Origin of the sequence: Zunongwangia endophytica, from assembly GCF_030409505.1 — a bacterium.
Lineage (GTDB): Bacteria > Bacteroidota > Bacteroidia > Flavobacteriales > Flavobacteriaceae > Zunongwangia > Zunongwangia endophytica.
Genome location: NZ_JAUFPZ010000002.1, coordinates 2,663,734 through 2,677,922, shown reverse-complemented (window position 1 = coordinate 2,677,922; position 14,189 = coordinate 2,663,734). Strand labels below are relative to the sequence as shown.

At 34.9% G+C, this 14,189-nt stretch carries 7 protein-coding genes; 1 reads left to right on the top strand and 6 read right to left on the bottom strand.

What is annotated here, in order from left to right; translation table 11 throughout:
• Positions 1–11: 11 nt before the first annotated feature.
• The 5 genes from QWY91_RS11620 to QWY91_RS11600 form a co-directional block, all read right to left on the bottom strand.
• Complete coding sequence (locus QWY91_RS11620; RefSeq protein WP_290235228.1) at positions 12–2,432, bottom strand: glycoside hydrolase family 2 TIM barrel-domain containing protein; 2,421 nt, start codon at positions 2,430–2,432, stop codon at positions 12–14.
• A 1-nt stretch (position 2,433) separates the two neighbouring features.
• Positions 2,434–3,990: a glycoside hydrolase gene (locus tag QWY91_RS11615; protein WP_290235226.1), complete on the bottom strand. Its 1,557-nt coding sequence runs from the start codon at positions 3,988–3,990 to the stop codon at positions 2,434–2,436.
• 169 nt (positions 3,991–4,159) lie between these two features.
• Positions 4,160–5,848 (bottom strand): RagB/SusD family nutrient uptake outer membrane protein, encoded by a 1,689-nt coding sequence (locus tag QWY91_RS11610; RefSeq protein ID WP_290235224.1) that lies wholly within the window; start codon positions 5,846–5,848, stop codon positions 4,160–4,162.
• 11 nt (positions 5,849–5,859) lie between these two features.
• On the bottom strand, positions 5,860–8,445 hold the full coding sequence (locus QWY91_RS11605; protein ID WP_290237093.1) for a SusC/RagA family TonB-linked outer membrane protein: 2,586 nt from the start codon (positions 8,443–8,445) through the stop codon (positions 5,860–5,862).
• A complete protein-coding gene (locus QWY91_RS11600) occupies positions 8,433–8,966 on the bottom strand; it encodes a carboxypeptidase-like regulatory domain-containing protein (RefSeq protein ID WP_290235222.1) in 534 nt (177 codons plus the stop codon). The genes QWY91_RS11605 and QWY91_RS11600 overlap by 13 nt, the downstream gene beginning before the upstream one ends.
• A 218-nt stretch (positions 8,967–9,184) precedes the next feature.
• Here QWY91_RS11600 and QWY91_RS11595 point away from each other — a divergent pair, with 218 nt between their 5' ends.
• On the top strand, positions 9,185–13,249 hold the full coding sequence (locus QWY91_RS11595; RefSeq protein ID WP_290235220.1) for a two-component regulator propeller domain-containing protein: 4,065 nt from the start codon (positions 9,185–9,187) through the stop codon (positions 13,247–13,249).
• 98 nt (positions 13,250–13,347) lie between these two features.
• Here the strand turns inward: QWY91_RS11595 and QWY91_RS11590 are convergent, their stop codons facing one another.
• Positions 13,348–14,184, bottom strand: a complete 837-nt coding sequence (locus QWY91_RS11590; RefSeq protein WP_290235218.1) for a DUF4249 domain-containing protein — start codon at positions 14,182–14,184, stop codon at positions 13,348–13,350.
• Positions 14,185–14,189: the final 5 nt, after the last annotated feature.

Sequence of the window (14,189 nt, the reverse complement as noted above, 5' to 3'; positions counted from 1 at the left end):
TAAATTTATCTTTATTTTAGGATGATTTTTTTTTCATCCATTCCTTGTACCTTAATAGTTATTGATGCATCCTTATTTTGTATGCTTTCTGAAAGTTCAAGATATGCTCGTAATTTTCCCTGATAAGAATTTCTTTGATTGCTTTGGTAACCTTCATGACTTTTTAAGTCCCCGCTTTCTAATCCTAGTACTCTTATACCTGAAGGCAAATCCAAAGTAACCAGGCGATCATCTTTAATGATAGGAGTTCCGTTTTCATCTATCAATTTAATATCAACAATAAGAATATTACTCGTATCATTTTCAATATCTTCTTTGTTATAAGTTAGCTCAAAATCTGCTATTGATCCAGGTGTTTTTAATGTTTGTGATGCTACTTCTTTACCTTCATTATCATAACCTTTAAGTAGTAACTCTCCACTTTCGAAAGGTACTTTCCAGAATATCATATTTCCATCGTAGTCCCCTTTTTTCTTTCCTAGAGATTTATCATTTAAAAAAAGTTCAACCGAATCAACATTATTATATGCGCTCACGTATTTTAAATCATTTTCAGATCTACTCCAGGTAGTTGAAATTTGACGTCTTTTAGTTACATTATCTTCACTATCAGCGATCCCCATAAAAACCATGGGAGCGTTATTCCATAGACTCTTTCTGAAATAAAAGTCAGGTTTTGGCTTTCCTGCAAGATCTATTATTCCTGCACCACTACTTCGATACGGCCATTTTCCTGCCTCTCCAATAAAATCAAATGCCGTCCAGAGAAATTGCGATGCTATAAAATCATTATCTGTTACTGCTTTCCAGGCGCTAAGGGCATCTCCATTTTCACTACCATAGATGATTCTGTTTGGATATTTTCCATGATCTTCTTGATACCTAAACTCTTGATAGTTATAGCCGACAATGTCCAAAATTTCTGGATAAGCCGTGAAATTAGACATTGTTACTCCTGCAAGGGCAGCCGTAACAGGTCTTGTAGTGTCAAATTTTTTAACCGACATACTAAGCTCATTAGCTATCTTACCTAGCTGATCCACGGGAGGATGATCTGGCATATATCCTTTGCCATAAATTTGAGGATTACGGCCTTCGTCCAAAATCGGGTGTGTATAAGGATCATTAGGATAATCTATTTCGTTTCCAATGCTCCACATAATAATTGAAGGATGATTCCTATTTCTCCTTACCATATCTTCTACATCTGTAGTACCCCATTGGCTAAAATCCTTGTGAGATCCATCCTTTCCCGGAGATCCTTCATTCCATCCTTCAATCCATTTATTTTTACCAAATTCCCATTCATCGAAAGCTTCGTCCTGAACAAGAAAACCCATTTCATCTGCAAGATCATAAATATAATCCTGATGAGGATAGTGACTCATTCTAATCGCATTTGCACCAAGTTCTTTAAGAGTTTTGAATCGCTCTCTCCAAACTTTCTTTGGAACAGCAGCCCCTAATGCACCAGCGTCATGATGGATACAAACCCCTTTAATAAGCATATTCTTTCCATTTAAAAAGAAGCCTTTGTTCGCATCAAACTTAAAATCTCTTATTCCTATTTTATTGCTCCATAGCTCCATCAATTTTCCGTCTACTTTTATACGGATATCTAGATCGTAAAGATTTGGAGCATCTGGTTCCCACAATTCAGGATTATCGATTTTTAAATGCAATTCGATATAATTTTCTCTATTTGGATATAATTGTAAACTGTAGGTGCCCGTAGCTACTTTTTCGCCTTTGTCATTGCTTATATTTGTAATGATATTTGAACCTGATACCTGATCAGTTAAGTTTTCAATTTCTAACTGAATATTGATTTCCGCCTCATCCTTTTCAATTTTTGGGGTTGATACAAATACACCCCATTGAGAAAAATGAATTGGATTTTGTTGAATTAAATAAACATTTCTATATATCCCAGAACCGGTATAATACCTGCTGTCTGCATAATCAGTGTGATCACACTTTACGAGTATTTCATTTTCTTTTTCCTTCAAATATGGAGTTAGATCATACTGAAAAGGAATGAATCCATTAGGCCTTTTACCTAAAAAATGACCGTTTATCCATACTTCACTATTTTTATAAACACCATCGAAATATATACTATATTTTTTGTTTGGAGAATAATTCTGAACATCAAAGTTTTTCTTATAATAGGCTATCCCACCAGGGAGAAAACCCGTTCCACTGGCCCACCGCGAATCGAAATCGCTTTGAATACTCCAATCATGTGGAAGTGATACATTTTTCCAGTTTGCATCACTTTTATTCGTTAATTCTCCCATATGGAACTTCCAGGAGTCATTAAACATAAGCTTATTATTTTCTTGAGCACTTATAGCCAATGGAAAGCTTATCACAAACAAAAGAAGAATCTTTTGCCAATTCAAAAGCATTGTAAAAAAAGATGTTTTCATATTATTTTGAAAAGATTAAAGTAGTAATAGATTTTTCGGTCAATGAGATGTTAGGACCCTGTTCTACCGATGCTAAGTTTTTAGCATTGGAAGTCACATATGATGATTTAGGTGTCAAGAGCTTTTCATTATTTTTAAATTGAACTTGGATCTTTCTATTCAAGGGATTTATAACTACTAAGATATTTTCCTGATTATCCGGAGAATTAAAACCTGAAATTAAAATTTCTTCAGGTAGTTTCCCTTCTGTAGTGATTTGAATACGTTCGGCTCCAGGCCTAATAAAACGACTATAGTTTCCAAGGGCCCATAGCATCTTACTCTCTTCAAAATTGCCGTCTTTTTTATTCTTATCAGCATAAATTAATCCATCTTTATAGTCATAAACCGATACTGCAGTCCACCAGTGCCAAGCCGAGGCATTAGCAATACTTAAATCATGATGTATCACTTTGGCCATATAGAGCGCGGGTTCAATACTCAAATCTTTTCCGTTTCCTTCAATTTCTCCATCATTATCACCAAGGATACAATACTCAGACATCCAGAATTTTAAATTCTGAAAATCTTTCAGAGCATGGTTCAGTTTTTTTCGTTCTCCAATTAATTTAGATGTAGGAGAAGTGGTAAAATAACTATGTCCAGATATCGCCTTGCCTAAATGCTCTAGATTACCAATATGGCCCGTTGAATTTTCGTTAAAGAAATAGTCAAGCTGGGTACCTCTTCCGGGTTTATTATCGTCTTCCAATAAATAGTTAAGTTGAGCAGTTTCCGGAAGATCAATTTTTGTTTCAATATTATTTTCAATAAAACTCTTATTAATTAGTCTTGTAATCTCGGCTATCTCTTCATTCCAGAAAGGAGTGCCTTCCTGCCCCCCATCAGCCCAATCCCATTGCGGTTCATTAAAGGGACTTATAATATCTACGTTAAGACCTAAATTTTCCATACCTTTTATACTATGGCTTAGATAGTCTGTGAACTTTTTATAGTTGGCTACTGCTAAGTTAGATTGATCACCACTTGCACTAAATGCTTTTTTATTTCTCGTGAAATTTACATGGGGACTATTCAGAAATACTAGCAATTGATCTACTCCATAATCATTAGCTGCTTTAGCAAACCAAACCTGTCCAGATTGGCGTTGCCAGGAATAGGTTCCATCCAATTTTAAAAAGGAATCTGCTCTTCTCCATTCATCTACTATACCACTATTGGCTCCCTGTTGTGCACTTCCCGCCCCCAGGTTAAATCGCCATAAAGAAAGACCGATTCCTAATGGATGATTATTTTCATCCAACTCCTGACTAAAAAGAAGCTGTGCTATTTTTTCTTTTTTATGATCTGGCCAATTTCCAATATGCTGTATGCTCCAGGCATCAGATGCTCCAAAATTGTCGATAGTCTGAAAAACTACATCAGCTTCAATGCTTATAGATGTGCGCTTACTCTTTTCCTCTGTAGTTCTTTTTCTATCATTATTTTCCTGTTGGCAGGAAATAAAAAACAAATAAAACGTAAGTAGGAAAAAGAAAGATTGAAAGTTTTTTTTCATCTATTGAATATTATAATGTTTCCGCGAAAGAACCTAAGTGGTTACGCTTATTAAATATTATTACAGAGGTAGTAGGTGATCTGAATTATTAGGAGTAATTAAAATTCAGATTTGAAATGACGGAATATTAAAAACCATATTGCCCTAAGACAATATGGTTTTGATTGTATTAATAACCCGGGTTTTGTTCTATCTGATTATTTGAAGCTAATATTTCACTTCTTGGAATAGGTAGCCAGTAATTTCTCTCATTAAAACTTTTTCCGTCAAGTGCTATGAAAGTATCGTAATTTAAACCTCCGTTTCTTTTCGTAATTCTCATTCCTTGAGCGGGTTGATTTTCGACCTCATCTGCAATCATCCATCGTCTTACATCATAATACCTATGTTCTTCAAAGGCTAGTTCAATTCTTCTTTCGTGGCGAATCTTTTCGCGCATCTCACTTTGACTTAGTCCACTCTCCAAATTCGGCATACCAGCTCTGGATCGAATAAGGTTTACGGCATTATAAACGGATTCATCTGGACCAGCTGCTTCATTTTGCGCTTCAGCGTAATTCAGTAAAATTTCTCCATATCTTATATATATCCAATCTTGTGTTCCAGCAACTCCCCATGGATTAATAATTGGAAGGTCTTCATCGATAAATTTTCTCATGTAGTAACCTGATTTACTGGTGTTCCAGTTAGAAGGACCATCTGGACTATCCAAACCATTGGGTACAAATGTTTCTACTTCCCTTCCTCGATATTCAGCTCCATTATATAATATTGTTTGATAAAATCTGGGATCCCTATTTTGGTAAGGTTTCTCTGCATGAGATTCGTTATTCCAGTCAAATTCAGATCCATCTGCCATTTCATAATCATCCACTAAATTTTGTAATGGTACATTACCTGCCCAGCCTCCATAGCCGTTAGGACCATTAGCAATTTCTAGAGCAGTGTGTAATGCATTAAGATTATAATATCGGGCAAATATTATCTCACTATTTTGTGAAGATTCAAGAAAAAGTTGTTGATAATCAGGGTGTAAACTGTATAGACCAAGATCCATTACCTCCTGAGCAGCATTTGCTGCATCTGCCCATTTTTGTGCATCGTTGGTTTTATCATTGTATAAAGGACTCGCCGCATATAATAATAATCTAGCTTTAAGTGCCATAGCTGTGCCTTTAGTAGCTCTACCTTCCTGCCAGTTATTTGAATGATTTTCTGGTAAAGCGTTGATTGCTTCATCCAGTTCGTTGATAGTATATGTTAAGCTTTCTGATATCGTGCTTTTTTCAAACAAACTAGGATCAGTTAAATCATCTCCAAGTTCTACTACACGATCTTCCATCAGTATTACTTCGCCGTAATTTCTAATAAGATCATGATATCTATAGGCTCTTATAAATTTTAGCTCCGCAGTAAGTACTTCTTTTTTAGAGTCGCTCATTGCCAAATTATCTATATTATTTAGAGCGTAATTAACTTCTCTAATACTACGATAGCTTCGTCCCCAAATTGTTCCAGAAATACCCGTATTTTCAGGAGCTAACTGCCCCTGTTGTATAAGCCAGGTGTTATCATCATTGTTATAAATAGATTCATCAGTCAAAGAACTCCACATTGCATATTCAAAGCCCCTTCCAAAGCCAGGTCGACTCCCATCGCCCTCTTTATCTGTTAATCGAACTCCCAAGTATCTATTGATCACATAGGCTTCAAATAAAGTTGAATCATTTAGGATCGCCGCATCAGACACGCGATCAGTCGGAGTTACCTCTAAATAGTCATCTTGACATCCAACCAAAATAAGACCTCCGAATAGAGAGAATAACAGTATTTTTGTATATATAATATTAAATTTCATATTTCCTTTTTTTAAAACTGAACATTAATTCCTAGATTAATAATCCTTTGTTGTGGATAAAACTGGCCACTTTCGCTACTCCCTTCAGGATCAAAATCTTCTACTTCTGTTAAAGTAAATAGGTTAAATGCGCTAGCATATATCCTAGCATTTCCAATAGCTAATTTATCAGTCCACATCGTCGGCAGCGTGTATCCTAACTGAACATTTTTAAGACGAACAAAGGCTGTATTTCGTAACCAGAAATCATTTCGAAATCTACCTCCGCTTACTGCTGATGATGCACGCTCGCTTACTCTTGGGTAACTACCATCTGGATTCTCAGGTGACCATCTGTTGTTCGCCCAACTACTATAAAAGTTTCCAACAGTTCCCGATTCTGGAAGTACGTATTGCCTTACCTGACCCTGGCCAGCAAAAACCGCTGAAAAATCAAAATTCTTATAAGTAGCATCCAGAACAAGACCAAATGTTATCTGAGGGATATTTCCATACTCACTTCTATACATATCGTCTGGAGTAATTTCTCCGTCATTATCAAAATCTTCATAGATTAAATCACCTAATCTAGCTCCCTCGACATGTGGGTAATTATTCAGATCGTCTTCAGTTCTAAAAATGCCTATAGCATTATACAAAAGATAGGTATTAAGTGGGCGTCCTGTTTGTCTTTGATAATCCAAAACCCCTGGAGCTTCGTCAATAAATCCAATTTCATTCTTTGCGTACGTGAAATTTCCCTGCACTCCGAAGTTAAAATCACCTTCAGATTTCAAATCATAACCGATAACAGCTTCAAATCCATGGCTTTTTACTTCTCCAATATTTTCAGAGGGAACTAATGGGGCGTTATCATTTGTCGGGTATGGATTTACAATTCCGGTAGTTCCCGGGATTGATGCATTTCTATTGATTAGTATGTCTGTTCGATCCTGAGTGAAGTAAATAATCTCTGTGTTGAAATGATTCATCCATTTAAAATTCAGTCCTATATCGGTTTTCCGTGCAACTTCCCAGGTAATATTTGGATTGGCCAACCTTATTAGATCTATACCGGTCACAACCTCTCCACCAACTACATAGTTATTATTGATCGCATAATTATCAAAATATTGGAATTGTCCTACATTATCATTCCCTAAAATTCCATAGGAAGCTCTAATTTTAAGATCATCAAAGAAGTCTATATTAAACCAGTCTTCTTGTGTTATTCGGTAACCTGCAGATATAGATGGAAAAACGCCATATCGATTCCCTTCCGGGAATATTGAAGATCCATCTATACGCATTTGAAATTCCGCAAGATATTTTTCGCTATAGTTATAGGCAATTCTTGAAAGAAAACTTTCTCTGGTAAAATTATAACTATTACCATAATTATCCCTGTCAGTCGCTGCCCCTCCTCCTTGAGAAAGTTCCGGAGTTTGAGTGGTTGGAAAGTGGATTCTAGAAGCTCCTAAAGTATGGTCCTTGTTTTCACTCCTTTCGTAACCAATGAATGCATCTATATTATGACTGCCAAATCTTCTCTTAAAGTTAAGCTTGATATTACCCACTGTCTTAGATTGACTAAAATGTTCTTCTTCTAAAGAGCCTTGTTGATCAGGTCCACCACCAATAACTACAGGATTATATTCTTCTGTATTTCTATTATAATTATAAAGCGTATAAGGTGTTCTAAAATTTCTTATTCTACTAGATAATTCATCTACAGAAAAGAATCCGTCTATCGACAAACCATCCAGGAATGGTAATTCATATTTGGCTTTAATAATTCCATTGAAAATATATCTCGGTTGATTATTTGTTCCTCCCGCAGGGGTAGCCATAATAACCGGATTTGCATTTTCAATCCCGGTTGAAGGGTATCCGTTAGGATAGATAGAAGCTACTGTTGGATAGGCTCTATAAATTGATCTGAATATGTAATTAGCACCTTCTGTAGCGAATTGCCGATCTTCTTTTCTACCCGATAACGAAAGACCTAAACTTAATCTATCAGAAATATCAACATCTAAGTTCGATCGAACATTATACTGATCATATTGGGTAGCTCCATTTTTATATAAGCCTTCTTGAGATGTTTTCCCTAATGAAAAGAAATAATTTATCTTTTCAGATCCACCTGACACATTTAGGTTGTGTTGAGTTTGAGTAGCATAATCTCTAAGTGCGGCATTGGCCCAGTCGGTATTTGGATAATTTAATGGATCACTCCCATTAGCGAATAGGTTAATCTCTTCAGCTGAGTAAACTTGATTTAATCCATCATTAGGACTATTATAATAGGCAATTTCATTTCTGATCTGCGCATATGTTGATGCATCAGCCATATCTGGTAATCGTGTAGGAGATGAAAAACCAACATCAAACTTGTAAGATACAGATGGTGCTGAATTTGTCTTTCCTCTTTTCGTGGTTATAAGAATAACTCCATTAGCGGCACGACTTCCGTAAATTGCTGCAGAGGCATCTTTTAGTACGGTTACGCTTTCAATTTCTTCTGGAGAAAGTCTTGAAAGGCCTCCTACCTGTCCTGGAACTCCATCGACTACTACGAGGACATCATTATTACCTGTAGTAGCTAAACCTCGAATACTGATACTAGAATCATCGTAGCCAGGCTCCCCCCCCGATTGCTTGCAATTACTCCGGAAATTCTTCCAGAAAATGAATTGGAAAGGTTAGGCTGAGGACTTTTTACAAGATCCCCTCCTTCAACCTCTGATACCGAACCTGTAAGCGTAGCTCTTTTCTGTCCTCCGTAACCTACTACAACTACTTCATTTAGTGCTTCAGTGTCACTTAATAAGGTGATATTAAATGAGCTTTGATCACCAACAGGAATCTCTTTAGTCTGAAAACTTACAAATGATACTACTAAAATAGTATTTGTTGGATCATCTATTTCTAAAGAAAAATTACCATCCATATCGGTTACTGTTCCATTAGAAGTATTTTTTACAACTACTGTTGCACCCGGTAGCGGTAAGCCAGTATCATCCAGAACTTCGCCGGTGATTTCTTTCTGCTGGGCAATAAGTGAAGAGCCCATAATCAAAAAGAGCAATAAAATATTGGGTTTAGATTTTCCCAGTTTGAGTAGAAATGTAAACATACATATTGATTTTAGTTAATTTTTAAAAAAGTTAGATTTGCAAGATGAATTGTTTTGAAAACGATTTCGTCGGTTTTCATTGTTACAATTTTCTTAATTTTATAGGGATTGTATCGGGTGCTAATTGACTTAATGAGTGGTTCATAATGACTCAATTTGCTATTTTGCTGATGTTTATGCCGTAATTTTGTATAATTAACAACAATAACTAACACTTAATGAGAATTTATAAGTTCATATTTCTATTCTTAAGTTTCATCATCTTGATTGCTTCTCATAATTCAGTTTTAGCACAAAACTTGGAACCTTTACAATTCTATGAATTAAATACTGAAGATGGATTATCCAGCAATTTTGTGAACGATATAAATCAGGATCCTCTTGGTTTTATTTGGATTGCTACAAATGATGGTCTAAATCGATACAACGGGACAGACTTTAAAACTTATAAAAGTGGTAATCCTAATTACAATTTATCTAACAACTATGTGCAAAGCATGGAAGTAGTTGGTACTAAAATTTATATAGGTACCGATGGAGGTTTGTCCGTCTATGATCTTAAAAATGAATCCATGACTATCTACAATGAGGATAAGGATAGTTTGATGGGAAATAGCATAAGTGCTATTAGGAAGTTAGAGGGAGACAGAATAGCTTTAGGTATTTATAGGAGTGGTTTGCAATGGTTAACAATATCCAATTCTGAAGACGTTTTTAATGATAATGCTGAATTAAATAAAAAATTATCATCCAAGGAAATCTCTTCAATTATCCAGAGAGACAATAAGTTATTTGTTGGAACATTTGATCATGGTCTTAATTTAATAGACCTCGATAACAATACAGTTGAATCCAATGTTTATAATATAGGAGCTATAAACAACTTATATAAAGATAGTGCCGATAATATATGGATAGGAACTCGGGATGGTTTAAAATTAATCAATACGAATAACGAAATTATTCATATAAATAAGGCTAATGATCCAAAGAAAGGATTGAGTGATAACGATATTTTATGTTTTCAGGAGGATGAGTATGGTTATATGTGGATTGGTACTAGAAATGGCGGACTTAACTTGCTAAAAATTGACAGTGCCAGAGATAATCAAAATTTTGAGATAGAATGGTATTTACCATCTGAAGATGATAATAGCATTAATAATCGTACAGTTTCTTCTCTTTTTTTAGATAGCGATAAAAATATGTGGATTGGAACTTCAACAGGGATTAATCTAGCCCAAACTTCTGGTGAGCTTATTCAGTTCCGAAAGCACAAAAATAGCACAAGTCAAAGCTTGAGTCACGATAGAGTAGGTGCACTTGCGATCTCTAAATCTAATGGACTTTGGATAGGAACCGATGGGGGAGGACTCGATTATTTCGATCCCGATAATCAAAGATTCAAGCATTTTTCAAAGAATTCTTCTAAAAATAGTTTAAGTAGCAATTACATTTTGTCATTGCTTGAAGACTCTCAGAAACGTTTGTGGATAGGTACCTTTCGAGGAGGTATAAATCTTTTTGAAAATGGTCAGTTTCAAAACTATTTACAAGGTTTTCCGGCAGATGGTAGTGATGTAAGAGTAATTTTCGAAGATAGAAATAATAGAATATGGGTAGGTACAAATAGAGGTGGCTTATTTTGGTTTGACGAAAACATAGGAGACTTCAAAAACGTAACTGCTTTAGAAAAACTTGATATACGGGATATTTCTGAAGATGAAAATGGCAATTTATGGCTTGCAACTTATGGTTCAGGACTTAAAAAATACAACCCAAAAACAAATGAAACCATAAGCTATGCTTTAAACTATGGTTTGGATTTCCCCAGTGACATTATTTTTAGTGTGCTGTATTTGGGAGAAGGTCAACTCTTGGCAGGAACACGTTATGAAGGTCTTGTTCATTTAAATATCGAAAATAACTCTTTTGATCGCGTAACCGAAGTGGATGGATTAAGTAATAATTCTGTTGTAGGAATGATGAAGGAAGACGATCAATATGTTTGGCTTAGCACCTTTAGTGGAATCAATCGTTACAATATCAAAAATCAGGAGATTGTAAATATTTCAACCTTAAATAATATACAGCCTGGAGAATTTAATATAGGAGCGATTACCAAATCCGAAGACGGCATAATTTATATTGGGGGCAATAAAGGCTTAAACTTTTTTGACCCTTCAGAAATTCAGCAAAATGAAAAAAGCAGACCAATTTATTTTGAAAATCTGAAGATTTTAAATAAAAAAGTACCTGTTCAAAATAGTCCTGATGCAGTTTTAAATAGTTCTCTTTTTTATAAAAATGATATTACGCTAGCCTATAATGAGAACTCTTTTTCTGTCGATTTTCATAGCTTAAATTTTCCATTTGCTAGAAATACCGATTTTGTTTACAAATTAGAAGGGTATAGTGATATCTGGATAGAAGCAAACGGAGCAAATACTGCCAATTTCACTAAAGTTCCTCCTGGAGATTATAAGCTCGTTGTAAAAAATAAATCTGGATTAAATAGTATAAGTAAAGCGCAATTGGCGATAACAATTACCCCACCTTTTTGGAGCACTTGGCCGGCCTATTTACTTTATCTAGTTTCAATTCTACTAATAATTTATCTAATATCAAGTTACTACAGCGAGCGATTAAAACTGAAAAATTCTATCGTTTTAGAGCAAAAGAGATATCAGTTAGAACATCAACTTAACGAAGAGCGACTACGATTTTTTACTGGCTTTTCTCACGAACTTAAAACGCCACTCACTTTAATTCTCGCACCCATCGAAAATTTATTAGAAAAGGTGAAAAAAAAGGAATCACGTGATGATCTTAAATTTATTCGAAGAAACGCTAAAAGCCTGCAACAAGCCATCAACAAATTATTAGAATTTAGAAAATCAGAAGAAGGCTTAAGTCAGTTAAATTGTAGTAATCATGATTTAAAGGATTATTTAAAAAGCTGGCTTAAAAATTATCAACCCCTGGCGAAAGAGAAAAATATTGAAATTCAATTAAATTATAAAACAAAGCAGAGAAAACTGAACTGTGATATTGATAAAATCGGAGTAATTATTAATAACATATTATCTAATGCTTTAAAGTACTCTAATAAAAATTCCGAAGTAAATATTGAGGTTTATTTTGAGGATGCTACCTTGAAGATAGAAGTGATCAATCAGGGAGAAGGAATTAGCTCAGAAGAAATAAATCATATTTTTGAATGGTATTACCGTGCCGATCATCAACAAAAAACGGGAACGGGTATAGGACTCGCTTTATCAAAGAGTTTTGCTGAATTGCACGAAGGTACCATTGAAGTAATTAGTACTCCAGGAAGCAAGACAAGTTTTACACTTTGTCTTCCAGAAAAATTATTGATTACTGAAAACCAAAATTCAGCTGATAAACAGGAAGAATACAAAGCTGAAGAAATAATAGCTGATAATGGAGTATTTGAGCCTAAAATCTCTGAACATCAAAAAAGTCTGAGCGCCGATAGTAATAGGAATATCATGTTGATTATTGATGATAATCCCGAGATACGTCTTTTCTTAGAGAATCTTTTTAAGGACGACTATGATTTACTTTTTGCGGAAGATGGCCAAGAAGGTATTAACAAGGCCGCTAAATATGTTCCTGATGTTATCATATCAGATGTTATGATGCCGGTTAAAAACGGAATCGATCTTTGTACAGATCTTAAAACAGATAATGTTACCAGCCATATTCCGGTGATACTTTTAACAGCCAAAGCGAATATAGAAAGTGTGAGTTCAGGTTATCAGGAGGGGGCAGATCTTTATATAACAAAACCTTTTAAACCGAAGGTGTTGAAGCTACAGGTGAAGAGTTTATTGACGAATAGAGAAAAATTACGAGTCCATTTCTCACAATCTCAGGAAACCGAATCGTTTGTAGGACAGGAAAAGAACTCTAAATTAATAGATACTGAAAAGCAATTTCTACAGCAGATTGAAGAAATTATTTTAGATCCAGATCATTTGAAGAAAGTGAATACTGAATTTCTGGCAAAGGAATTGGGGATGAGTCGTACACCTCTTTATAGAAAAATAAAGGCACTAACAGGTTTTAATATAAACGAATTAATTCGGGATATTAGGATAAGAAAAGCGGCCGATTTGATTTACCGCGAAAACTATTCGGTTACAGAAGCTTCTTATGCTGTAGGCTTTAGTAGTATAAAATATTTTAGAAAGATATTTAAAGAAAAATATGGTAGTAACCCTTCAGAATTTAAAACAGGTACTATTCATAGAACATAGATATAATTTGTCAAAGAGCTTTCCAAAAAAATAAAAAAGCCCCTAAATATTTAGAGGCTTCTTTTGAACTATTTTAAAATTGCGAATAAAAATATCAATTATTCGATCGTATAATCGAAACTTCTAGACTGCGACAAACTAAAATAACCAAAGGCATAATTATCTTCATTCGTATTGTTGATAAGATTACCTCTTATGTTTGCCGGAGGAGTGCTAAAAGGATCGCCGCTTGTACTTTGTATAATAAGACTTATGTATTCGTAAAATTGTTCAGAAATTCCTCTAAAAGTGACATTAACCGTAGATCCTACTTCTAAGTCTTCATCAGAAAATCCATAATCAACTTCATTACCATTTATGAATTCGTCACTACCAACTCCATAAACAGGATAGATTAGAAAATCGGTTTTATAAGTCTCTAAATAGTAATTGTCTTCCTCCTCAGGATCATTGAAATAATAGTTAATTTCATAATTGTCAGCTGAAAAGCCACCATCATCTACCTGCTCAATTCTGGTAATCTCGGGGGTGCTTACCATACGTTCTGTAGCCGTATAGGTTTCATTATCTACAATTACTTCTAACTGATAGCTGGCGTTTAGCTCTGGTGAAAAATTATTGCATTGGTAAGTTCCGGCTTCTTCGGTTTCTTCAAAAATAAAAATATCACCGTTAGTATTGCTAACTTCAACTTCAGCATCACTTACTTTTTGCGTTTCGGTTTCGTAATAGTCTGTAAGTCGGCTTAGATAAATTTGCTGTACGTTTCCAGGAGTGTTGGCTTCCCATAAAATTTCGGCATCAACAACTAGTCGATTATCAGATGGTTCTAGGTCTACCTCAATTACTTCTTCGCAGGAATAAAATGTAAAGATTAAGCTACAAAGAATAGCGTATAACCAGACTCTTTTAGTGAATTTATATAAAGTTTTCATGACTG

Excerpts from the sequence above, each read along its gene's own strand:
- QWY91_RS11595 (WP_290235220.1), top strand. The coding sequence starts at position 9,185 with ATGAGAATTTATAAGTTCATATTTCTATTCTTAAGTTTCATCATCTTG.
- QWY91_RS11610 (WP_290235224.1), bottom strand. The coding sequence starts at position 5,848 with ATGAAATTTAATATTATATATACAAAAATACTGTTATTCTCTCTATTC.
- QWY91_RS11590 (WP_290235218.1), bottom strand. The coding sequence starts at position 14,184 with ATGAAAACTTTATATAAATTCACTAAAAGAGTCTGGTTATACGCTATT.
- QWY91_RS11600 (WP_290235222.1), bottom strand. The coding sequence starts at position 8,966 with ATGTTTACATTTCTACTCAAACTGGGAAAATCTAAACCCAATATTTTA.
- QWY91_RS11615 (WP_290235226.1), bottom strand. The coding sequence starts at position 3,990 with ATGAAAAAAAACTTTCAATCTTTCTTTTTCCTACTTACGTTTTATTTG.
- QWY91_RS11620 (WP_290235228.1), bottom strand. The coding sequence starts at position 2,432 with ATGAAAACATCTTTTTTTACAATGCTTTTGAATTGGCAAAAGATTCTT.